The sequence below is a fragment of the Paraburkholderia sp. BCC1884 genome, from assembly GCF_900996225.1.
GTDB lineage: Bacteria > Pseudomonadota > Gammaproteobacteria > Burkholderiales > Burkholderiaceae > Paraburkholderia.
Genome location: NZ_CAAJGL010000101.1, coordinates 591,053 through 611,497, shown reverse-complemented (window position 1 = coordinate 611,497; position 20,445 = coordinate 591,053). Strand labels below are relative to the sequence as shown.

General features: G+C 64.0%; 20 protein-coding genes. 12 read left to right on the top strand and 8 right to left on the bottom strand.

Annotated elements, in window-relative coordinates:
• Positions 1 to 43: 43 nt before the first annotated feature.
• The 6 genes from FQ705_RS25130 (at position 44) to FQ705_RS25105 (ending at position 4,952) form a co-directional block, all read left to right on the top strand.
• A complete protein-coding gene (locus FQ705_RS25130) occupies positions 44 to 772 on the top strand; it encodes a nicotinate-nucleotide adenylyltransferase (RefSeq protein ID WP_144145603.1) in 729 nt (242 codons plus the stop codon).
• Between the two features lie 4 nt (positions 773 to 776).
• Positions 777 to 1,235 (top strand): ribosome silencing factor, encoded by a 459-nt coding sequence (rsfS, locus tag FQ705_RS25125; RefSeq protein ID WP_144145598.1) that lies wholly within the window; start codon positions 777 to 779, stop codon positions 1,233 to 1,235.
• 44 nt (positions 1,236 to 1,279) lie between these two features.
• On the top strand, positions 1,280 to 1,750 hold the full coding sequence (gene rlmH / locus FQ705_RS25120; protein WP_144145592.1) for a 23S rRNA (pseudouridine(1915)-N(3))-methyltransferase RlmH: 471 nt from the start codon (positions 1,280 to 1,282) through the stop codon (positions 1,748 to 1,750).
• 164 nt (positions 1,751 to 1,914) lie between these two features.
• The gene (locus FQ705_RS25115) at positions 1,915 to 2,544 is read left to right on the top strand and encodes a Maf family protein (protein WP_144145586.1); all 630 of its coding nucleotides are present in this window, start codon (positions 1,915 to 1,917) and stop codon (positions 2,542 to 2,544) included.
• A 9-nt stretch (positions 2,545 to 2,553) separates the two neighbouring features.
• The gene (gene rng / locus FQ705_RS25110; protein WP_144145580.1) at positions 2,554 to 4,023 is read left to right on the top strand and encodes a ribonuclease G; all 1,470 of its coding nucleotides are present in this window, start codon (positions 2,554 to 2,556) and stop codon (positions 4,021 to 4,023) included.
• Positions 4,024 to 4,232: 209 nt separating this feature from the next.
• On the top strand, positions 4,233 to 4,952 hold the full coding sequence (locus FQ705_RS25105; protein WP_260854613.1) for an ABC transporter substrate-binding protein: 720 nt from the start codon (positions 4,233 to 4,235) through the stop codon (positions 4,950 to 4,952).
• Positions 4,953 to 4,982: 30 nt separating this feature from the next.
• Here FQ705_RS25105 and FQ705_RS25100 read toward each other — a convergent pair whose 3' ends face one another.
• A complete protein-coding gene (locus tag FQ705_RS25100; RefSeq protein ID WP_144145578.1) occupies positions 4,983 to 6,002 on the bottom strand; it encodes an SGNH/GDSL hydrolase family protein in 1,020 nt (339 codons plus the stop codon).
• Positions 6,003 to 6,354: 352 nt separating this feature from the next.
• On the opposite strand from FQ705_RS25100, the gene FQ705_RS25095 reads away from it, so the two are divergent.
• The 4 genes from FQ705_RS25095 to FQ705_RS25080 all read left to right on the top strand — a co-directional run bounded on the left by FQ705_RS25095 (position 6,355) and on the right by FQ705_RS25080 (position 10,941).
• On the top strand, positions 6,355 to 6,780 hold the full coding sequence (locus FQ705_RS25095) for a CopG family transcriptional regulator (protein WP_144145573.1): 426 nt from the start codon (positions 6,355 to 6,357) through the stop codon (positions 6,778 to 6,780).
• Between the two features lie 91 nt (positions 6,781 to 6,871).
• Positions 6,872 to 8,005 (top strand): alpha/beta hydrolase family esterase, encoded by a 1,134-nt coding sequence (locus FQ705_RS25090; RefSeq protein ID WP_144145570.1) that lies wholly within the window; start codon positions 6,872 to 6,874, stop codon positions 8,003 to 8,005.
• Between the two features lie 104 nt (positions 8,006 to 8,109).
• Positions 8,110 to 10,494 carry an ATP-binding protein gene (locus FQ705_RS25085; RefSeq protein ID WP_144145566.1) on the top strand — a complete coding sequence of 795 codons (2,385 nt, stop codon included), beginning with the start codon at positions 8,110 to 8,112 and terminating at the stop codon, positions 10,492 to 10,494.
• A 9-nt stretch (positions 10,495 to 10,503) separates the two neighbouring features.
• Positions 10,504 to 10,941, top strand: a complete 438-nt coding sequence (locus tag FQ705_RS25080; RefSeq protein ID WP_144145561.1) for a response regulator — start codon at positions 10,504 to 10,506, stop codon at positions 10,939 to 10,941.
• A 58-nt stretch (positions 10,942 to 10,999) separates the two neighbouring features.
• Here the strand turns inward: FQ705_RS25080 and FQ705_RS25075 are convergent, their stop codons facing one another.
• The 3 genes from FQ705_RS25075 to FQ705_RS25065 form a co-directional block, all read right to left on the bottom strand.
• A complete protein-coding gene (locus tag FQ705_RS25075; RefSeq protein ID WP_144145554.1) occupies positions 11,000 to 12,658 on the bottom strand; it encodes an ATP-binding protein in 1,659 nt (552 codons plus the stop codon).
• Positions 12,659 to 12,678: 20 nt separating this feature from the next.
• Positions 12,679 to 13,338, bottom strand: a complete 660-nt coding sequence (locus FQ705_RS25070) for a biliverdin-producing heme oxygenase (protein ID WP_260854607.1) — start codon at positions 13,336 to 13,338, stop codon at positions 12,679 to 12,681.
• A 75-nt stretch (positions 13,339 to 13,413) separates the two neighbouring features.
• Positions 13,414 to 14,223, bottom strand: a complete 810-nt coding sequence (locus FQ705_RS25065; RefSeq protein WP_144145538.1) for a mechanosensitive ion channel family protein — start codon at positions 14,221 to 14,223, stop codon at positions 13,414 to 13,416.
• A gap of 154 nt (positions 14,224 to 14,377) precedes the next feature.
• Here FQ705_RS25065 and FQ705_RS25060 point away from each other — a divergent pair, with 154 nt between their 5' ends.
• The gene (locus FQ705_RS25060) at positions 14,378 to 14,593 is read left to right on the top strand and encodes a DUF2945 domain-containing protein (RefSeq protein ID WP_144145532.1); all 216 of its coding nucleotides are present in this window, start codon (positions 14,378 to 14,380) and stop codon (positions 14,591 to 14,593) included.
• A gap of 25 nt (positions 14,594 to 14,618) precedes the next feature.
• Here the strand turns inward: FQ705_RS25060 and FQ705_RS25055 are convergent, their stop codons facing one another.
• The gene (locus FQ705_RS25055) at positions 14,619 to 16,328 is read right to left on the bottom strand and encodes a putative bifunctional diguanylate cyclase/phosphodiesterase (protein WP_144145527.1); all 1,710 of its coding nucleotides are present in this window, start codon (positions 16,326 to 16,328) and stop codon (positions 14,619 to 14,621) included.
• 429 nt (positions 16,329 to 16,757) lie between these two features.
• Here FQ705_RS25055 and FQ705_RS25050 point away from each other — a divergent pair, with 429 nt between their 5' ends.
• Positions 16,758 to 17,678, top strand: a complete 921-nt coding sequence (locus tag FQ705_RS25050) for a LysR family transcriptional regulator (protein ID WP_144145523.1) — start codon at positions 16,758 to 16,760, stop codon at positions 17,676 to 17,678.
• A 136-nt stretch (positions 17,679 to 17,814) separates the two neighbouring features.
• Here FQ705_RS25050 and FQ705_RS25045 read toward each other — a convergent pair whose 3' ends face one another.
• Genes FQ705_RS25045 through FQ705_RS25035 form a run of 3 tightly spaced genes read right to left on the bottom strand, consistent with a single transcriptional unit; the run spans position 17,815 to position 20,292 of the window.
• Entirely contained in the window at positions 17,815 to 19,005 is a 1,191-nt protein-coding gene (locus tag FQ705_RS25045) for an NAD(P)/FAD-dependent oxidoreductase (RefSeq protein ID WP_144145518.1), read from the bottom strand.
• On the bottom strand, positions 19,002 to 19,169 hold the full coding sequence (locus FQ705_RS25040; protein WP_144145514.1) for a rubredoxin: 168 nt from the start codon (positions 19,167 to 19,169) through the stop codon (positions 19,002 to 19,004). Before FQ705_RS25040 ends, FQ705_RS25045 begins: the two co-directional genes overlap by 4 nt.
• A 43-nt stretch (positions 19,170 to 19,212) precedes the next feature.
• Complete coding sequence (locus FQ705_RS25035) at positions 19,213 to 20,292, bottom strand: aromatic ring-hydroxylating oxygenase subunit alpha (RefSeq protein WP_144145510.1); 1,080 nt, start codon at positions 20,290 to 20,292, stop codon at positions 19,213 to 19,215.
• Between the last annotated feature and the right edge of the window lie 153 nt (positions 20,293 to 20,445).

Below are 20,445 nucleotides of genomic sequence, written 5' to 3'. Positions count from 1 at the left end.
CCCTTACGACACCGCACAGCTAGCCACGACAAAGGATCTTCACCTGAAGCCGAACGCTCACCCTGTTGCCCTGCCTCGCCGGATCGGTCTGCTGGGCGGCACTTTCGACCCGATCCACGACGGTCACCTCGCGCTCGCCCAGCGTTTCGCCGAGGTGCTGCGGCTGACCGAACTGGTGCTGCTGCCGGCCGGCCAGCCCTGGCAGAAGTCGGACGTGTCGCCGGCCGTGCACCGCCTCGCCATGACCCGCGCGGCGGCGAGCGAACTGGTGCTGCCGGGCGTGACCGTCACCGTCGCGACCGACGAGATCGATCACGACGGCCCGACCTACACGGTCGACACGCTGCGTCGCTGGCGGGAGCGGGAAGGCGACGACGCCTCGATCGCGCTGCTGATCGGCGCGGATCAACTGGTGCATCTCGACACATGGCGCGACTGGCGCAGTCTGTTCGAGTTTGCGCACATTTGCGCGGCCACCCGGCCCGGTTTCGACCTCGCGTCGATTCCACCGGTGGTCGCACATGAAATCGACGCGCGCCGGGCCCGCGCCGACGTTCTGCAAGCCACGCCCTGCGGCCACTTGCTGATCGATACGACCCTCGCGTTCAACGTCTCGGCCACCGACATTCGCGCGCATCTGCGCGAACAGGTGAGCCAGCGACTCGCCCTTGCGGGCGGCGAACCGCAGAACCAAGGCCAGGCCCGGGCCGCAAGCCATGTCCCCACCGCGGTGTGGGACTATATTCTTCAACATCATCTGTACCACCGGTAACCCCATGGATATTCGCAAACTACAACGCGTGATCGTCGACGCTCTCGAAGACGTCAAGGCGCAAGACATCAAGGTGTTCAACACCAGCCACCTGACCTCGCTGTTCGATCGCGTGATCGTCGCGAGCGGCACCTCGAACCGGCAAACCAAGGCGCTGGCCTCCAACGTGCGCGACAGCGTCAAGGAAAACGGCGGCGACGTGATCAGCACCGAAGGCGACGACGTCGGCGAATGGGTGCTGGTGGACTGCGGCGACGCGGTCGTCCACATCCTGCAACCGGCGCTGCGCCAGTACTACAACCTCGAGGAAATCTGGGGCGACAAGCCGGTGCGCATCAAGCTGTCCACGCCGGACCCGTTCGGCGGCGCGCGTTCGAGCGAGCCCGACGAAGACGAGGAAGAAGAGGAAGCCGCACCGGCCGTGAAGAAGCCTGCGCGCAAGACGGCCGCACGTCGCAAGTAAGCGGTTTTGCCGCTTCATCGTAAAAGTCCGCGCCTGGCTCCGTCATGAAACTGCATATCCTCGCCGTCGGCCATAAGATGCCGGACTGGATCGCTACGGGCTTCGACGAATACGCGAAGCGCATGCCGCCCGAGTTGCGTATCGAACTGCGTGAGATCAAGCCCGAGCAACGTTCGTCGGGGCGGCCGGCGGAAAGCGTGATGGCCGCCGAGCGCACCAAGATCGAAGCCGCGTTGCCGAAGAACGCGCGCATCGTCGCGCTCGACGAACGCGGCAAGGACTGGACCACCATGCAACTCGCGAGCGCCCTGCCCGGCTGGCAGCAGGATGGGCGCGACGTGGCCTTCCTGATCGGCGGCGCGGACGGGCTCGATCCCGACCTCAAAGCGCGCGCCGACATGCTGTTGCGCGTGTCGAGCCTGACCTTGCCGCACGCCATGGTGCGCGTGCTGCTCGCCGAACAGCTTTACCGCGCGTGGACCATCACGCAAAATCATCCCTATCATCGCGTGTGAGCGAACCGGACGGCTGACGAAAAACGCACGGCTCGTCGTGCGTTTTTTGTTTGGCGCCCAGCGTTTTTCCGGTTGCGCCTTCGGGCCGCATCGGCGACGCTGGCTGCCACCTTCATCGCGCGCTCATCACACGCTCGAGCCATTCGCCTCATCGAGATCCGTTCATGCCCACGTCTGCCGCCTCGTTGCATCCGTTCGTCTACCTCGCTTCGCAAAGCCCTCGCCGTCAGGAGTTGCTGCAACAGCTCGGCGTACGCTTCGAGTTGCTGCTGCCGCGTCCCGATGAAGACGCCGAAGCGCTCGAAGTCGAACTCGCCGGCGAACGCGCGCGCGACTACGTGCAGCGCGTCTGCGTCGCCAAGGCACAGGCGGCGCGCGCACGCCTGGTTGCAGGCGCTCACGCGGCGCGGCCGATCCTCGTTGCGGACACAACCGTCACGATCGACGACGCGATTCTCGGCAAGCCCGTCGATACCGACGACGCCGTCGCGATGCTCACCCGCCTCGCGGGCCGCGACCACGAAGTGCTGACCGCCGTCGCCGTGGTCGACGCGCAAGGCGTGTTGCTGCCCACGGCGCTGTCGGTGTCGAAGGTGCGTTTTGCTGCACTGCACGCAGACGCGATCCGACGTTATGCCGCAAGCGGCGAGCCGCTCGGCAAGGCAGGCGCCTACGGCGTACAGGGACGCGCCGCCGAGTTTATCGAGCATATCGACGGGTCCTATTCAGGTATCATGGGTTTGCCGCTTTATGAATCCGCTGCCCTCCTGCGTGCAGCGCGCATCGACTTCTAAAACAACATCATGAATGAAGAAATCCTGATCAATGTCACGCCGCAGGAAACGCGCGTCGCGCTGGTCCAGCAAGGCGCCGTCCAGGAACTTCACGTCGAACGAACGCTGTCACGCGGCCGCGTCGGCAACGTCTATCTCGGCAAGGTCGTACGTGTGTTGCCGGGCATGCAATCCGCCTTCATCGACATCGGTCTCGAACGCGCCGCGTTTCTGCATGTAGCCGATATCTGGCACCCGCGCATTGCGGGCGAGCCGCAACATCAGACGCCGCATCAGCCGATCGAAAAGATCGTGTTCGAAGGGCAGACGCTGATGGTGCAGGTCGTCAAAGATCCGATCGGCACCAAGGGCGCGCGTCTGTCCACGCAAGTGAGCATTGCCGGGCGTACGCTCGTGTATCTGCCGCAGGAACCGCATATCGGCATTTCGCAGAAGATCGAGAGCGAGGCCGAACGTGAAGCCGTCCGCGCGCGTCTCACTGCCGTGCTGCCTGTCGATGAAAAAGGCGGCTACATCGTACGCACCATCGCTGAAGATGCGACCAGCGAAGAGCTGGCCGGCGACGTCGCGTATCTGCGCAAGACTTGGGCGACGATCATTTCGCAAGGTCAGCGCATGCCGCCGACCAGCCTGCTCTACCAGGATCTGAATCTTGCGCAACGCGTGCTGCGCGATTTCGTCAACGACGAGACCTCGCGCATTCAGGTCGACTCGCGCGAGACGTATCAGATGCTCGCCGACTTCGCCGCGGAGTTCACGCCGGCGGTGTCGTCGAAACTGCATCACTACACCGGCGAGCGGCCGCTCTTCGATCTGTACAACATCGAGGCGGAGATTCAGCGCGCATTGTCGCGCCGCGTGGATCTGAAGTCGGGCGGCTATCTGGTGATCGACCAGACCGAAGCGATGACCACCATCGACGTGAACACCGGCGGTTACGTCGGCGCGCGCAACTTCGACGACACGATCTTCAAGACCAATCTCGAAGCCGCGCACACGATTGCCCGGCAATTGCGCCTGCGTAATCTCGGCGGCGTGATCATCATCGACTTCATCGATATGGAAAACATCGAGCACCGCGATCAGGTGCTCGGCGAATTGAAGAAGGCGTTGTCGCGCGATCGTACGCGTGTCACCGTGAATGGTTTCTCGCAGCTCGGGCTGGTGGAGATGACCCGCAAGCGCACGCGCGAATCGTTGGCGCACGTACTGTGCGAACCGTGCCCGGTGTGTCAGGGCAAGGGCCAGGTGAAGACGCCGCGCACGGTGTGCTACGACGTGCTGCGCGAAATTCTGCGCGAGTCGCGGCAGTTCAATCCGCGTGAATTCCGCGTGGTGGCGTCGCAGCAGGTGATCGATCTGTTTCTCGAGGAAGAGTCGCAGCATCTGGCCATGCTGATCGATTTCATCGGCAAGCCGGTGTCGTTGCAGGTGGAGTCGAACCTGAGTCAGGAGCAATACGACATCGTGCTGATGTAAGTCGATCGACACCACCGCTCGATCCTCTTCATGCTGAAATAGTCACTCAGATACGCTAATCGCAGGCAACCGAGATGGCCGGGATGGCTACGAAAAAACGCCGCAGCGCTACGATCAAAACCTTCGCGGCCGCGCTTGCCTCGGGCGCGGTCTTCTCGCTGTCCATGTCGACGTCGGGGTTCGCGCAGACCGGCGGCGCGAATCCATCGATGGCCGCGGTGTTCGCGCCGGGCGGCACGCTGCGCGCGTCCATCAATCTCGGCAATCCCGTATTGGCCAGTCTCGATCCGCAGACAGGCAAACCAGTCGGCGTGTCCGTGGACCTCGCCACCGAGTTCGCCAAACGACTCGGTGTGCCGCTGCAACTCGTCGCGGTCAAGTCGGCGGGCGCCTCGGTGGAGAACGTCGATCGCGATCAAGCCGACATCGGCTTCTTCGCCATCGATCCGAAGCGCGGACAGGAAATCGCCTTCACCCGCCCGTATGTGCTGATCGAAGGCTTTTATCTCGTGCGCGCCAACTCGCCGATCACCACCAACGAGCAGGTAGATCAACCCGGTGTGACGGTCGCAGTCGGCAAAGGCAGTGCCTACGATCTGTTTCTGACACGCGAGTTGCATCATGCGACGCTGGTTCGCATCCCCACTTCACCTGCCGTCGTTCAGGGATTTCTGGATCAGCATCTCGACGTCGCGGCCGGTGTGAAGCAGCAACTCGAAAAGGACGCCGCGCAGGCAGGCGGCGTGAGGCTGCTGGATCAGCGCTTCATGGTGATCCGTCAGGCGATGGGCGTCCCCAAAGCAAAGGGTGACGCAGCAGCGACATACCTGTCGAAATTCGTCGACGATATGAAGTCGTCGGGCTTCGTCGCTGCGTCGCTGGCCAGACATCACATTGCGGGCGCGGCCGTCGCCGGCGATAACGACTAGCGCGCCACCCGCCAGCCGCTCGCGGCGATCTCAATGACCAAGGCCGCTCGCCGCAATCTGCTGCTCCACGTATTGCGCGAACAGGGCGTGCACATGCGTTGTCGGATGCAGGTCGTCGGCGAACATGTAGGTCTGGTCGGCATTGGACGTCACGTAGGTAGACGGCGAGCACAGCAACGACGTGTCATCGGGCGTTTTCGACGGATCACACGCCTGAGCGGTGTTCGACACGGTAAATCCATTCGACTGAAAGTTCGCGATGATGCCGTTCAACCAGTCGTAAACATCCACCTGAATCACCTTGCCTTGCAGGCCATCGGTCTGCAGGGCGCTGTTCAGCGTGCTGTTGAAGAATTGCGACAACTGGGTCAGATTCGCCCCGCCATCGGACTCGGCGAGGCCCTTCGGCGATAAGCCGATATTCGGCAGATTGACCACCACCACATGCGTCGCGCCGTTCTGGACGATCTGCCCGACCAGCTGCGCGAGAGTGGTCGCCGCCGTCTGCACGGTCGGCGCCGCGGCCGGCAAGGTACCGGCGCGCAGCACGTCGTTCGCACCTGCCCAGACGAGGATCAGCTGGCTGGAATTGAAGCTGCCGTGCGCGGACTGATAGCTCGAGACCTGCTGGTTCACGGGCATTTCGACATTGCCGATCACATCGGTCAGGAAGTCGTACTGGTTCGCCGGCGTGGCGACGGTCGAGCCGCCTTGCGCATAGCCAAAACCGCTTTGCGCTTTCAGCTCGTGCGCGAGGTCGATCGTGAATGCCGCGCTCAGCGTATCGCCGTAGTACTGCGCGACATTCTGTGTCCACACCTGGCCGGGATTGGTCGTGAAGCGTCCACCGCCGACCGCGCCCGCGACCGGCGCATAAGTCCCGACATCCGACAGGCTGTCGCCGAACGACACGATCTGCAGATGCACGCCGCCTGCCGGCGTGGCCGTGCTGCTGCCGCTACTCGAGCCGCCACCGCCGCCGCATGCGGTAAGCAGAACAATCAGCGCGGCAAAAATTGCAACGCGCGCCTTGGCGTGGGTTCCTCGCATCGCTTCTCTCCTGCTTGGCTGGTTGGGCTGGTCGGGCTTGTGCGCTTTGGGTTGCCGGCTGGGCGCCGGTCGGCGTATCGCTGCTTGGGCGAACGATTTACCTGTTAAGCAAAAGGCGTGCGCTGGCGCGTTTCACTCGCTCCTGGTGCGTGGCCAAGCCCGCCCGCCTCTTCTTTGCGGCGTCGAGTGCGTTGAGCGCGCCGAGTCTTCCGCGTGACTTCCGCGTGAATTCCGCCCGGCGCGATCGACGTACGCGCCCCGCTTTTCGTTATTGACCACGTGGCGCCCGATGGCGTATAACCATCCCATTGGATGTTATTTGGATGGCTCACGGATGCCAACGGGAGGAAAAATGCCCAAAGTCAGCTTGATCGACACCGCTCGACCGAAAGGCGGCGAAACCGAAAAAATCACCATCAACCTGGGTCCGATCGACCTTGGCCAGATCGACCTGCTGGTCGAAGAGGGTTTTTACTCGAACCGCACCGACCTGATTCGCACGGCGATCCGCAATCAACTCGCGGTGCATGCGCAGGTCGTCACCGAGACGGTGACGCGCCGCGCCCTGGTGCTCGGCCTGCAGCATTTTTCGCGACGTGACCTGGAGACAGCCCAGGCGGCGCACGAGCAACTCGACATACATGTGCTCGGCCTCGCCAGCATTGCCGCCGACGTCCCGCCCGAACTCGCGGCGGCCACGATTGCATCGGTGGTGGTGCTGGGCGCGTTTCACGCGTCACCGGCGGTGAAGGCGGCGCTCGCGGGGCGCATCAGCTAGGCCACTGGCTTCGACTCGTCCCGTGGCTGAAGCGGTGACACGCCAGGCGCCGCATCCACAATCCCTCTTATGCAGGTCAACGCGAACCATCATGAACATGAACGACGATTTCCTGAAGTCGATGAAAGACGCATTCGAGCTATTGCGCACCCAAGGTCCGAAGGAAGCGACCGCAGCCGTTCAACGCGCGCTGGCCGGCGACAAAAAACCGGCGGGCGCGACACACCCATCGCCGGGACAGGCCGCTAGCGAAGGCGCTCGCGAGTGGGTCCGCGCGTGGACCCAGCACGTGCAACCGCAACACAGCACGGCGCCCTACACCTCGTCCGACGACACGGGCAACACGGGCAACGCCGGGCAGACGATCGACGCCGAAACGCCCGGCGCTTTCAGCACGCACACTTTCAGCAACCACGCGGGCCAGCGTCGATACAAACTCTACGTACCGGCCGTCTACACGGGCGAGCCGCTGCCGCTCGTCGTGATGCTGCATGGCTGCACGCAGAACGCCGACGACTTCGCGGCCGGCACGCGAATGAACGAGTTGGCCGAGCGTCACGGCTTGCTCGTCGTCTATCCGAATCAATCGCAGGCGGCCAATCCGTCGACCTGCTGGAACTGGTTCAAGCCTGCCGACCAGCAGCGCGATCAGGGTGAAGCGTCGTTGATTGCAGGCATCACGCGCGAGGTGATGGACCGCTATCGCGTCGACCCGGCGCGGGTCTACGTGGCCGGTCTTTCGGCCGGCGGCGCCATGGCCGATATCATGCTCAAGACGTCGCCCGAGCTCTACGCCGCCGCAGGCGTGCACTCCGGCCTGCCCTGCGGATGCGCGAAGGACCTGCCCTCGGCGCTGGCCGCGATGAAGGGTGGCAAAGCCTCGCGCACCCGTGCCGCCGTCACGCCGCAACGACCGCTCATCGTGTTTCACGGCGACGCCGATACGACCGTCCATCCGTCGAACGCAATCGAACTCGTTGCTCCCTTCAACAGCGGCGGCGCCACGCTCGCGCCACACGCGACGCCAGCCGCGAGCGGCCGGCGCGGCTACACGCGGCAACACCTGAGCGCGGCGAACGGCGTCGAAGCGGAGCTCTGGTCGATTCACGGTGCGGGTCACGCGTGGGCGGGCGGCAACTCGCGCGGCTCCTACACCGACCCGTCGGGCCCGGACGCGGCGGAGGAAATGGTGCGCTTTTTTCTTGCCCATCCGCTTCGATCGTAGCTCACGGCATCGACCTTGCCGGCACACGGCGTCGTGACAGGCCGCCGACCAACGAGCCCGCGCGCCCTATGCGAAAATGCTCGGGTACCGTTCGTGGAGCACGCATGGCAGACTTGATCACTTCTGCGCCGTCGAGCATCGAGGCCGATTGCGCAAGAGAACCCATCCATATTCCTGGCGGCATCCAGCCGCACGGTTTTCTGTTCAGCATCGACACCGACGGCGTCCTGCTGCAAGTCAGCGCCAACGTCGCGGCGCTGACCGGCTCACCCGCCGAGGCGGCGTTGCGCCAGCCGATCGCCCACATCGTCGGCGCTGAATGGGCCGCGCGCATCGTCGCGGCGCTGGCCGCGCATCAGGACGACGGCATTCCGCTTTACGTCGGTTCAATGGAGGACCCGCGTGCGCACGAAGCCAACGGAGCCGATGCGCACGCCCGGCCGTTTGCGGTGATCGTGCATCGTCATCAGGGCATCGCGGTTGTCGAACTGGAACCGGCGCGCGGCACGCTCGACGTCTTCGCGTCGATGTATCCGCTGGTGCGCACCTTCATCAACCGCCTGCAGGACGTCGCGAGCATCGAGGGTCTCGCGCAGCTCGCCGCCGACGAAGTGCAGCGCATCACTGGCTTTGGCCGCACGCTCGTCTACAACTTCGACGCCACCGGCAGCGGCCATGTAATTGCCGAGCATATCGAGCCGGGTTATGCGTCGTACGCGGACCAGCACTTCCCCGCCTCCGACATTCCCGCGCAAGCGCGCTCGCTTTACGTGCGCAATCGCATCCGCCTGATCGCCGACGCCGACTATCGGTCCGCGCCGCTCGTGCCGCCGCTGCATCCGTCGACCGGCAAGCCCACCGACCTCACCTACGCCTCACTGCGCAGTGTCTCGCCGGTGCACGTGCAGTACATGAAAAACATGGGCACGCTGGCCTCGATGTCGATGTCGATCGTGGTGCGCGGCAAGCTGTGGGGCCTGATTTCCTGCCACCACGACAGCGCCCGCGTGCCGCCGTTCGAAGTGCGCACCGCGTGTGAACACATCGCGCAAATGCTGTCGCTGCAAATCGAAGCGAAAGAGGATTACGCCGAAGCGCAATACCGGCTCGAGTTGCGCGACACGCTCGCGCGCCTGCTCGCGTCGATGGCCAATTCGGAGAGCTTCGCCGATTCGCTGGCGAACGACCCGAAGGATCTGCTCGGGCTCACCGCGTCGGACGGCGCGGCGATCGTGTTCGACGGCCGCATTCTGCTGGTCGGCGCCACGCCGCCGGAAGCGGAAGTGGCGACGTTGGTCGAATGGCTCGACACCAGGGTGGATGACAGCTTCGACACCGACGCACTCGGCGAGACCTGCCCTGTCCTGCCGGCCAATCCGCGTCACGCTGGCTTGCTCGCGGTGTCGATTTCGAAACTGTTCCGCAACTACGTGCTGTGGTTTCGCGCGGAGGTCGTGCAGACCATCAAGTGGGCGGGCGATCCGCGCGCGAAACTGGCGGCCCTGTCCGACTCCCTCTCGCCGCGTCAGAGCTTCGATGTGTGGACCGACACCGTGCGTGGCCGTTCGCTCGCCTGGCGGCCCGCCGAACTCGAAATCGCCGTCGAGTTCCGCACGGCGCTGCTCGGCATCGTGCTGCGCCGCGCGGAAGAACTGGCGCAACTGGCGCTCGAACTCGGCCGCGCCAACAAGGAACTCGAAGGTTTCTCGTACACCGTGTCGCATGACTTGCGCGCGCCGTTGCGGCACATCGTCGGATTCGCCGACTTGCTGCGCGAAATGGAAAGCGAGCGCCTGTCCGTGCGCGCCGTCCATTTCCTCGATCGGATCATCTCGTCGGCCACCTTCGGCGGCAAGCTGGTCGACGATCTGCTCGCGTTTTCGCAGATGGGACGCGCTGCGCTGCATCCACAGACCGTCGATCTACGTAATATGACCAACGCGCTGATCGCCGACGAGGTGAAGGACGCCGCCGCGCGCAAGATCGAGTGGCGCATCGGCGAGCTCGGCAGCATCACCGCCGACGCCGTTCTGCTGCACGTGGTGCTGCGCAACCTGATCGAGAACGCAGTAAAATTCACCTCGACGCGCGAGCAGGCTGTGGTCGAAATAGGCCGCTACGTGGGCGAAAACGAACTCTTGGGTCAAGACGTGTTCTTCGTCAAAGACAACGGCGTGGGTTTCGATCCCCGTTACGTCGACAAACTCTTCGGCGTATTTCAGCGCCTGCATCGCAGTGAGGATTTTGCCGGCACGGGCATCGGGCTTGCGGGAGTCAAACGTATCGTCGAGCGTCATGGCGGCAAAGCCTGGGCCGTCGGCGAAACCGATCAGGGCGCAACCATTTATTTTTCGTTGCCCCGCGTGTTCGTTGCCGACGCGAGTCAAGGCGAAGAATCCGCTGCCGCGGCTGTGGCGAGACTGACAGCTTTGTTGCCGGGCAAGCGCTTTCGCCCGGTGCCGAAGGAATCAAAAGATGAATCGAACTGAGGAAAGAGCGTGCTAAGACCGATCCTGCTGGTGGAAGACAATCCTAACGACGTGGAACTCACGCTGATCGCGCTTGAGAAAACGCGCCTCGCCAATCCGGTCGTATCGGTGCGCGACGGCGAAGAGGCGTTGCAATATCTGCGTCGCGAGGGACGCTGGGCGGATCGCACGGAAGAAAATCCCGCCGTGATTCTGCTCGACAAGAAGCTGCCGAAGATCGACGGGCACGAGGTGCTGAAAGTGGTGCGCGGCGACGACCAGCTCAAGCGCATTCCAGTGGTGATGCTCACCTCGTCGCGCGAGGAAACGGATCTGTTGCGCAGCTACGATCTCGGCGTGAATGCCTACGTGGTGAAGCCCGTCGCGTTCGACGACTTCATGGCCGCGATCAACGACCTCGGCATGTTCTGGGCGGTCCTTAACGAACCGCCGCCCTACCCACGTTGAGTCCGCAGTACGATTCGACTTGCCGCCGGCCGGACGCGCCGGCTCGCTGCGGCCGCGTTCAGCGGTAAGCCGGCAGTTGCACCCGGAAAATGGCGCCTTGCCCCAAGCCGGCGCTTTCGGCGGCAATCGTGCCGTTGTGCAGATCCACCAGATTTTTCACGAGCCACAAACCGAGGCCCAGCCCGGCCACGCGCCCCGACCCTTCGGCACCGAACTGCTGGAAGCGTTCGAAAATCCGCTCCAGCGAGGCGCCGTCCAGCCCCATTCCCGTATCGCGCACAGCCAGCTCGACATACTCGCCGTGGGGCCGCACCGAGAGTTCGATCGTGCCTTGCGGGCTGAACTTCACGGCGTTCGAAACGAGATTCCAGACCACCTGCTTAATGCGGTTTTCGTCGGCGAGCACCGTGGCGGAGGTGAGATCGTCCGCAATCAGCCGCAAGCCCTTGGCTTCGGCATGCATGCGCATGTCTTCGGCGATGATGCCCGCCAGCGCACCCAGATCGACCGGCTGCAGACTCACCGAGAGTTTCCCGGTCACGATTGCGCCGCTGTCGAGCAGATCGTCCACCATATGCGAAAGTTGCCGCGCATTGCGGCTGATCACGCCGGTAGCACGCGCGAGATGCGAAGGGTCCGCTGCCCGCTGCAACAGATCGGTCCACGACATGATCGCCGAGAGCGGTGAGCGCAATTCATGGCTGACGGTGGTCACGAAATGATCCATCGCCATCGTCAGACGCTCGCTGTGTTCGCGCGCCCGCTTCTCGGCAGCGGCGATTTCGCGCTGCTCCAGTTCGGCTTCCTTGCGCGCCGTGATGTCGAGCGTGAAACCGCTGATGGAACTCAGGGTGCCGTCCACCAGAAAGCGTCCGACGCCGCGCACCAGAATCCAGCGAATCTCCCCGCTTAGCCAACCGACCCGGTAATCCACCTCGAAATGCTCGCGTGCCGCCAGTGCGCGGTTCATCGTGTCGCGCAAACGGGCACGATCTTCGGGATGCACGATTTCGCCGAACAGACGCTGCTCGGTGAGCGTCGCGTTCTGTGCCAAACCCAGATTGGTCTTGCATTGCTCAGTGCATTCGATCGCGCCTGTCGCGGGATCGAGCTCCCACGCCCCCAGTTGCGAGAAAGCCAGCGCGAGTTGGAAACGTTCCTGATGTTCGCGCAGTTGAGCTTTGGCTTCGTCGGCGAGCAACTGGCGCAACTGGGCTTGTGAGCGTAGCTTGGCGCGCTCGCGCTGTTCGCGCTCGTAATCGGAGACGCGTCGGGTCACTTCGCTTACGCGCAAAGCGATCGTGCCGCTTTGCCCGTGATGCGCGTCGAGCAGGCTCGCCTTGACCTTCCAGTAGCGCGGCGTAGCCGGCTCGCTCGCAGCCTCGCCATCCGCGCCGCCGGTACGTTGTCCTGGCATCTCGTAGCGAAACATCGGCGACCATTTTGCATCGCCCGCCGTGACCTCGCGCAAGGCGCCGAGCAACCATTCCCGCCGCGCCTCCCGCTGCTCCGGCGGACCGAACTGATTGACGTCGAGAATCGACCGGCCTTGCACGTCGCACAACGACTGTCCCATCAGGGCAAGGTAGCGCGAGTTAGCCAGCAGGATTTCGTAGCGGTGATTGAGGATCAGATAGGCATCAGGCAGCAGCTCGAATGCGCTGGCCGCATCGAATCGATGCAGCGGCACGGCGAGATTCTCGTGAAGGCTGTCCATGAGCATGGTCCCGGCGCGCTTCAAACGACGTTCGCGCAGCCGGCCCGGGTGGGCGCTTGCGCGAGATCGATCAGACGGTCGAACGCATCGGCCGCGCCGCGGCACGCTTCGTCGATCATGGCGGGGGTTTGCACCTCGGCCGACATCGTGCGGACGAAGGCTTGCCAGCGCGGACCGAGGGCCTCGCGGCCCGCGTCGAGAAAACCGAGCGGGTGAGGCGCGAGACGATTTTTCAGGCGGGCGTACAGGACCGCGCCGCCCAGTTGCGAGCCTTCGATGACATAGCAGACGCCCCAGCGATAAGCCGCGCTTTGCGCACCGGCCCAATTGTGATCGGCCGCCGTCGACACCAGCGCGCCGATTTGGTCGCACGGATCGATCGAACCATGCGAGAGGTCGGCGTCGATCAGTGCGAGACGGTTCATTCGCGCGGCAAGCGTCGCCGATTGCGGCCCATCGCAAAAGCCTTTGAACCACGTCTCGATCGGCTCGAGCCAGGCACGCAGAATCGCCAGATGCGCAAGGTAATCGCGCAGCGCGACGCTTTCGACCGACAACGGCATGATCTCGTGCAGCAGTTCATGACGCTCCGCCGTGCTGACGCGCAGCGCGTTGAGGACGCCGGAGCCGGTGTCTGCTTCACCCGGCAGACGAGTGGCGGATTCAGGTGTGGGAATCAAGCGAGTCCTGTTCGACATGATGGAGCAGAGTTCAATTATAAAGGTGCTCGCGCAGCGGCGCGATCGAAGGAAAGCTTAGGCCGCCACCGCGCAACCGGCCTGCTCCAGCGCGCTCTGCGCGTGCTCCTGCAGGTCGCCGCTGGTGAGCGACGCGTCGGGCGTGCGCACCCACGCAGCGATGCGCAGTTTTGCGCCGCCGTCGTCCGGATAGTCGGCCACCGTGATGACCGGCGCGAGCGTCGAGCCGCTCAACACGCGCGGTTCGTCGGCCACCACCTTCTTCAATTCGCCGATAGCCGCATCGACGTCCTTGCGCTGCGCGAGATCGACTTCGACCTCAATGCGCTGGGTACCGCCGCTGCTGTAGTTGATCACCGGATTGCTCCAGATCTGGCTGTTCGGCACGAACACCGCGTTGCCGTCGCCGCGCTCGATGCGCGTGGTAAACAGACCCACTTCGCGCACGATACCGGCGGCCGCGCCGCTCCCTTCAATCACGTCGCCGACGCGAAACGGGCGCAGCATCAGGAGCATCATGCCGGCGGCGATGTTCTGCAGTGTGCCTTGCAGCGCGAGGCCGATCGCCAGACCTGCCGCGCCGAGCACCGCGAGCACGCTGGCCGTCGCGATACCCACTTCGCTGAGCGCCGCAATGAAGACGAGCACCCGTACGGCCCAGGTGCTCATGGCCGCGAGCATCGGCGCAAGCGTGGGGTCGGCGTGCGTGCGCGCAAGCGCCCTCGCGAACATCGAACCGACGCGGTTCGACAGCCACCAGCCGACACATAGGATCGCCACAGCCAGCACGATATGAAGCACATCGTGCGTCAACGTGACGAACAACGATGGCTGAAAGTGAAAGAGACGCGCAAGGAGATCGTTCATGTGAGTGTGCGTTTTCCGTTGCAATAAGATTCTGATGCATACAAGCAGGATGCGTTCCCGCCTTTCTCGTTGCGTGCGGCCGGCACGCGGCTTGCTAATCGCCGGATGGCTTGTCCGACAGGCGTGTCGAGCCGCTCAGCGCAAGGAGTGCCCCATGAGCTCATCCCTGAAATTACACGATCGCGTCAGTTGGAATACGCCGCAAGGTCCCACGCAGGGCAAGATCGTGCGTGTCATTTCTACGCATACAAGCGTGGATGGCCACACCGTCGCGGCGACGACGACCGACCCGCATTACGAGGTGGAAAGCGAGAAAAGCGGCAAGCATGCCGTGCACCGAGGCGACGCGCTGCGTCGGCTCGACGATTGAAGTGATGCGGGTTCGTTCGTAGCGGCTAGCTCGCGCCCAACGGCCGCAACAGATTGCGCAATGCCGCCGCGGTGATCGGGCGAGAAAACCAGAAGCCCTGCGCTTCGTCGCAACCGAGCGCTTCCAGTTGCGCAGCCTGCTCGGCCGTCTCGACACCCTCGGCCGTCACGCGCAATTTGAGCGCATGCGCCATGGCGATGATCGCCCCCACCAGCGCCGCGCATTGCGGATCGGTGCTCATGCGCATCACAAACGAGCGATCGATTTTCAGGCGATTCAGCGGGAAGCGCGTGAGATACGCGAGACTCGAATAGCCGGTGCCGAAGTCGTCCACCGCGACCTCGACGCCCAGATCGCGCAACGCATGCAGCGTCTGCAGCGCCTGGTCGGTGTCGCCCAGCAATACGCCTTCAGTGATCTCCACTTCGAGATACGAGGGGTCGAGCGCGGCTTGTTCGAGGGCGTCGCGAATCGTCTCGAACAGATCGTGGCGCTGGAATTGTTGCGGCGATACATTCACGGCAATGCGCGGCAAGTGACCGGTGAGCCGCAGCAACTTGCCTGCGTCCCGGCACGCCGTGCGGATGACCCATTCGCCGATCCGTTCGATCAGCCCCGACTCCTCCGCGACCGGCACGAATTCGACCGGGCTGATCAAACCACGCTGCGGATGATTCCAGCGCAGCAGCGCCTCGACTTGAGCAATGCGTCCATTGGAGAGCGTGACCTGCGGCTGATACACGAGGTGCAATTGCTGACGCTCGAGCGCATCTCGCAGCAGCGTCGCCAGTTCGAAGCGGCGTGCAGCCCGGCCTTCGAGCGCGGTGGAAAAGCGCCGCACCGCATTGCCGCTCACCCCCGATGCCGCCGATAGCGCGACGCCCGCGCGGCGCATCAGCGTCGGCGCGTCGTTGCCGTCGGCCGGATAGGCCACCATGCCGATGCTCGCGGTAATGTTCAACGCCGTGCCGGCGCAATCGATCGATTCGGCGATGCGCTCGAGCGCCTCGGCCGCAAAAGCATCGGCCGCCGCGCCGGTTTCGTTGATCAACAGCGCGAACTGCGTGCCGCCGATCGAGGCGATCGTACCGTCGTTCGGAAAGAGCCCGCGCAGCCTTTCGCCGACGATCTGCAACACGAGTTCGGCCGCGTGCAGGCCGAGCGCATCACGCAGCTTGCGCAAATGATCGAGCTCGGCGATCAGCACGGTGAAGCCCGAGCCGCCCCGCTGGCATCGCGCGATCGTCAGTTCGAGCCGTTCGGTAAACAGCGTTTGATTGGGCAAACGGGTGATGCCGTCATGATGCGCGAGGTACCACAGGCGCGCTTCCGACTGCGCATAGCGGGTCATGTCGATGGCGATGCCGACATAGCGGGCCGCGCCGCTTGTACGCGGGCTGCGCTGCGCGGGGTCGTCCACGAGCGGCGCCAGCGCGAGCACGATACGAACCGACGTAGCGTTGCGCCGCACGAAGTTCCACTCGCCCTCGTAGCGCGAGGTGATGGCAGACAGTTGCGGCCATTCGGCGCGGCGCTTGCCGAGTTCGGCCGGATCGTGCAGGGATTCGAGATCACGCCGGCTCAACAGTTCTTCCGCCGCGTAGCCGGTCAGCTTTTCGAAAGCCGGGTTGACCGCTTCGAACCTACCATCCGCGGTGCAGACGAACATGGCGTACGGCGCCGACGCCAGCGCGGCGTCGCGCGTTTGCGCTTCGGCGTAGAGTGGTGGGTGCATCGCGCCGGCCTTTGAGTGTCCTGAGTATTGACAGCGAGTGTTGGGTTTTCGACGCCGGGGCGCTCACGTTCTGCCCTGCCGCTTTTCGCTCCGGTAGGGCGGCCATACCGTGCTGAAAACCCCGCTTATGATAGCGGCTTTCCCGCCTCGCTCAACCGCGGCAGCGGCGCTTTCTTCGCATCCTGCGTTTCTCTCGGTGTAATCCCCAATCCCCGATCAACGACGTCTCCGCGTGCGCGCCATACCTCGGGCTCTATGGCCAGGATATTCAACCTCCCATGAGTCAATCCACACAGGCCTTCGCGTTGCCCACACAGGGCCACGCCGGATTGACGACCGCTATATCCGTGAATATATTTCGAACACCGTTCCCCGATTAAAACCGCCGCTCCGCCGCACGGCTTCGCGCGAAATGGAGTGCTGTTTTTCATGTCCAAGGAAATCATCGACTCACACCTTCTGAAGGTGTTGCACACGTTGCTGACCGAGTCCAGCGTGTCGCGTACGGCGACCCTGCTCGGACAATCGCAGCCGACCGTGAGCGTGGCGCTGCGCAAGCTGCGCGACATGACGGGCGATCCGTTACTGGTGCGCAGCGGCAGCCGGATGGTGCTGACCGCGCATGCACTGACCTTGATCGAACCCGCCGCGCAGGCACTGAGCCACATCGCGGCGATCCTGCATCCCACCACCTCGTTCAATCCGGCCAGCACGAGCCAGACCTTCCGCATCGGCTCGCCGGATTACCTCGACGCGTTCTTCGTGCCTGCTGTAGTCGACGCCTTTCATCGTGAAGCACCACACGCGAAGCTCGAGTTCCGGCATCTGATGATGGTGGACGGCGGCTACGAACATGGGCTGGAAAGCGGCTTTCTCGATCTGGTGATCGGCAACTGGGGCACGCCGCCGGAGCATCTGCACTTGCAGCCGTTGTGCAAGGACGAACTGGTATGCCTGCTGCGCAACGGCCATCCGATCAAGCCAGGGCGGCTCACCCAGCCGGTCTACGAAGAAGCCGATCATCTGGCCGTGACCACGTACAACACGACCGCCTGGGGGACCGTCGACGTCGAACTCGCACGCAACGGCCTGTCGCGCACGGTCACGACGACGCTGCCCTACTTCGGCATGGCGCCCTACGTCCTCGCGCGCTCGAACCTGCTGTTCACCACCACGCGTGCACTCGCCACGCATTACACCAAACTGCTGCCCTTGCGCATCGAGCCGGTTCCCGGTGAACTGCGCGCGCTCACCTACTATCAACTCTGGCACGATCGCACGCACCGCAGCGTGGCCGCGGTGTGGCTGCGCCGCCTGATCGCGGGCGTCGCCAAAGATCTGTCCTCCTGATCAAAAAAAACGCCACGAGCGGGAGCTTGTGGCGCGAATGCAATCAGCGGTGGTCTTGCAGGTGACAGGTCCCTTCGGACACCGGTAGATCACAGATGAGGTCGGTCAGACGGAAAGCATGTCCTGATCTGCGTTGTTATGAATTGGCGAGCGGCGCGGCCGTCATTGTTTTGACGAGGTCGGCCTTGCCCGCCACCGCCGCACCGAGCAGAGCGAAGCCCACAGTCCGTTCATTCGTGGGATGCACGCAGACAGCACGTGCCGCGTGGACCGAGGCATCCGGGTCGGCTTCAATCGACCAGGCGCCCTCGCCTTCCGGCACAACGACGACGGCGGGGCTCGCCGGCGTCTTCACCGTGACCGGCATCACCGGGAAGCTCACGCGCGTAGGCTCGCCGGCCAGGGTGCGCGCCAGGGCTCGCGCGGCATGCATGATCGGCAAGACGTACGGTTGCACTTTGCCCTCGATCGCCGCGCAGTCGCCGAGCGCGTAGATATCCGGCGCGCTCGTGCGGCACCAGGCGTCGGTACGGATGCCATTCTCGATCTCCAGTCCCGCCGCCGCCGCGAGCGACGTGCGCGGGGCGAGTCCAATGGCGGACACCACCAGGTCCGCGTCGATCGGCTCGCCTTCGCTGAAACTCAGCCGGTAACTATCCGACGAACGGTCGATACGATTCACGCTGCGGCCCGGATGAAAACGGATGCCGCCATTGCCGAGCGCACGCGCAAAAATCTCGCCGATCTGCTCCGGCAGCAGACGGTTGAGCGGTGTCTGCGCCGGATCGATCAGATGCACCGCGTAACCGGCGGCGGCGAGGTCGTTGGCGAACTCGCAACCGATCAGCCCGGCGCCCAGAATCGCCACCGAGCGGCAGCGCGTCAGTGCAAGCCTGAAGCGCGCGTAGTCGTCGAGATCGTTGATCGACAGGACGTCGGCGGCACCGTCGCCTTCCAGTCGCAAGCGGCGTGGGTCGGCGCCGGTCGCCAGCACCAGTCTGCTGTAACCGATCAAGGCGTTATCGACCACCAGCGTGTGCTCGGCCGGCACGATCCGCTCGACCTCCTGTCGCACGCGAATCCACGCGCCCAGTTGCGCCGCCATCGCCATCGCATCGAAACTCGCCAATGCTTGCGGCTCTTTCTTCATCGCCAGCGCATTCGAGAGCATCGGCTTCGAATAGAAGCTGCCGCCGTCGCGGCTGATCATCACGATCGGCACGACGCTATCGAGCTTGCGTAGTTCGCGCGCCACCGTGTAGCCCGCCATACCCGTGCCGACGATCACGACCGGCGCCGCGCCATTCTCCTCCTGAGCGGCCGTCATGCGATCACCTGCATTTCGAAGTCGTGCTTGCCGGTCGCGCAGTCCGGACACAACCAGTCGTCCGGCACGTCCTCCCAGCGGGTCCCCGCTGCAATGCCCGCTTCGGGCAGGCCCATGGCTTCGTCATAGCGAAAGCCGCAGATCACGCATTCCCATACTTTCATGACTTCTCTCCCGAATCCAGTTCGCCGCACGCGCCAACACGCGTCAACGCACATACGCCTGGCCGAGACCGATCTCGGCCAGCGCACGTCGATAGGCGCCCGACGAACGATCGGCGAGAATCGGCGCTTCCGCCGCGCGATCGATCGGCAGATCTTCGGGACATTGCAGCTCGACGATGGCGCGATCTTCTTCGAATACCTGGCGATTGAATGCATAGACGTCCTCGAGCGGCAGATCCTTGTCGAAGTTGCGCACGATCGGCACGAACAGACGCGTCTTGCGCGCCGACACCGGACTCGCGGCGTTCAGAATCGACAGACGTCCGTTTTCGGGGAATTGCACGGTCAGACGCGCGAAGAACGGGACGTCCACTTCGAACGTGCGGCGCCACAGATAACCCTCGGGCGCGCGGTGTTGCATCGACTTCGGAAAATTGCTGACCGTGCTCACGTACTCGGCCTGCATGCCGCGTTCGCGCCGCTCGACGGAGTACTGCGGCACCACCGGGTTGTGACGGTCGGCGAAGCTGTCGTGGTGAATCCAGGCGAAATGCGCGACGTCGATGAAGCCTTCGGTCTGACGTCCCGCCGACGCGTTGATATCGATCGACGGCGGCAGGATCTGCTGGAAGTCGGGATCGTTCCAAGACGGGAACGAGGGCAACGCTTCCGCGCCGCCGCCGAGCGAGACCCATACGAGCCCATACGCTTCCTGGGTGGCATACGTGACGAGTTTCAGACGCTCGGGAATCGTGCCATCCGCTTGCGAGGGAATGTGTTTGCACTTGCCGTCACTGCCATAAGCAAGGCCGTGATATGGGCAGACGATGTTGCCGTTATCGACCCAACCCTGGCTGAGCGGCGCGCCGCGATGCGGACACACATCGCGCGCGCTGACCAGTTGGCCGTTCGAGCGGAACACCACGAGCGGCTCGTCGAGCAGCGTCACGCTGACGGGTTTGTCGGCGACTTCTGCGGCGAATGCGACGGGATGCCAGTAGCGGCTGAGAATCTCCCAGTCGTGGCTATCGAAGGTGCAATGGCGGGGCAGCGCGGGGGAACGTTGGAACGTGAGCGGCGCGGTGGCAGCGATGGCGGAAGCAGAAGCGGTGGCGGAACTCATGCGTGTCTCCAAAACCTGGTGGGGGTTCGTCGCGCTCGAATGGCGTACTGAGCGCGTGAAGACAACGATAGCGGGATGAGGTCCGCCGACCCATCCCCTGAAAGGCATCTAGTCTATGCAGGGAAAGACATAGGGTGCTGCCGCACCCTCGCC

Coding starts and splice junctions, on each gene's coding strand:
- FQ705_RS25105 (WP_260854613.1), top strand. CDS start 4,233: ATGGCCGCGGTGTTCGCGCCGGGCGGCACGCTGCGCGCGTCCATCAAT.
- FQ705_RS25075 (WP_144145554.1), bottom strand. CDS start 12,658: ATGGACAGCCTTCACGAGAATCTCGCCGTGCCGCTGCATCGATTCGAT.
- FQ705_RS25090 (WP_144145570.1), top strand. CDS start 6,872: ATGAACATGAACGACGATTTCCTGAAGTCGATGAAAGACGCATTCGAG.
- FQ705_RS25040 (WP_144145514.1), bottom strand. CDS start 19,169: ATGAAAGTATGGGAATGCGTGATCTGCGGCTTTCGCTATGACGAAGCC.
- FQ705_RS25035 (WP_144145510.1), bottom strand. CDS start 20,292: ATGAGTTCCGCCACCGCTTCTGCTTCCGCCATCGCTGCCACCGCGCCG.
- FQ705_RS25060 (WP_144145532.1), top strand. CDS start 14,378: ATGAGCTCATCCCTGAAATTACACGATCGCGTCAGTTGGAATACGCCG.
- FQ705_RS25115 (WP_144145586.1), top strand. CDS start 1,915: ATGCCCACGTCTGCCGCCTCGTTGCATCCGTTCGTCTACCTCGCTTCG.
- FQ705_RS25095 (WP_144145573.1), top strand. CDS start 6,355: ATGCCCAAAGTCAGCTTGATCGACACCGCTCGACCGAAAGGCGGCGAA.
- FQ705_RS25045 (WP_144145518.1), bottom strand. CDS start 19,005: ATGACGGCCGCTCAGGAGGAGAATGGCGCGGCGCCGGTCGTGATCGTC.
- FQ705_RS25050 (WP_144145523.1), top strand. CDS start 16,758: ATGTCCAAGGAAATCATCGACTCACACCTTCTGAAGGTGTTGCACACG.
- rlmH (WP_144145592.1), top strand. CDS start 1,280: ATGAAACTGCATATCCTCGCCGTCGGCCATAAGATGCCGGACTGGATC.
- FQ705_RS25100 (WP_144145578.1), bottom strand. CDS start 6,002: ATGCGAGGAACCCACGCCAAGGCGCGCGTTGCAATTTTTGCCGCGCTG.
- FQ705_RS25065 (WP_144145538.1), bottom strand. CDS start 14,223: ATGAACGATCTCCTTGCGCGTCTCTTTCACTTTCAGCCATCGTTGTTC.
- rsfS (WP_144145598.1), top strand. CDS start 777: ATGGATATTCGCAAACTACAACGCGTGATCGTCGACGCTCTCGAAGAC.
- FQ705_RS25055 (WP_144145527.1), bottom strand. CDS start 16,328: ATGCACCCACCACTCTACGCCGAAGCGCAAACGCGCGACGCCGCGCTG.
- rng (WP_144145580.1), top strand. CDS start 2,554: ATGAATGAAGAAATCCTGATCAATGTCACGCCGCAGGAAACGCGCGTC.
- FQ705_RS25085 (WP_144145566.1), top strand. CDS start 8,110: ATGGCAGACTTGATCACTTCTGCGCCGTCGAGCATCGAGGCCGATTGC.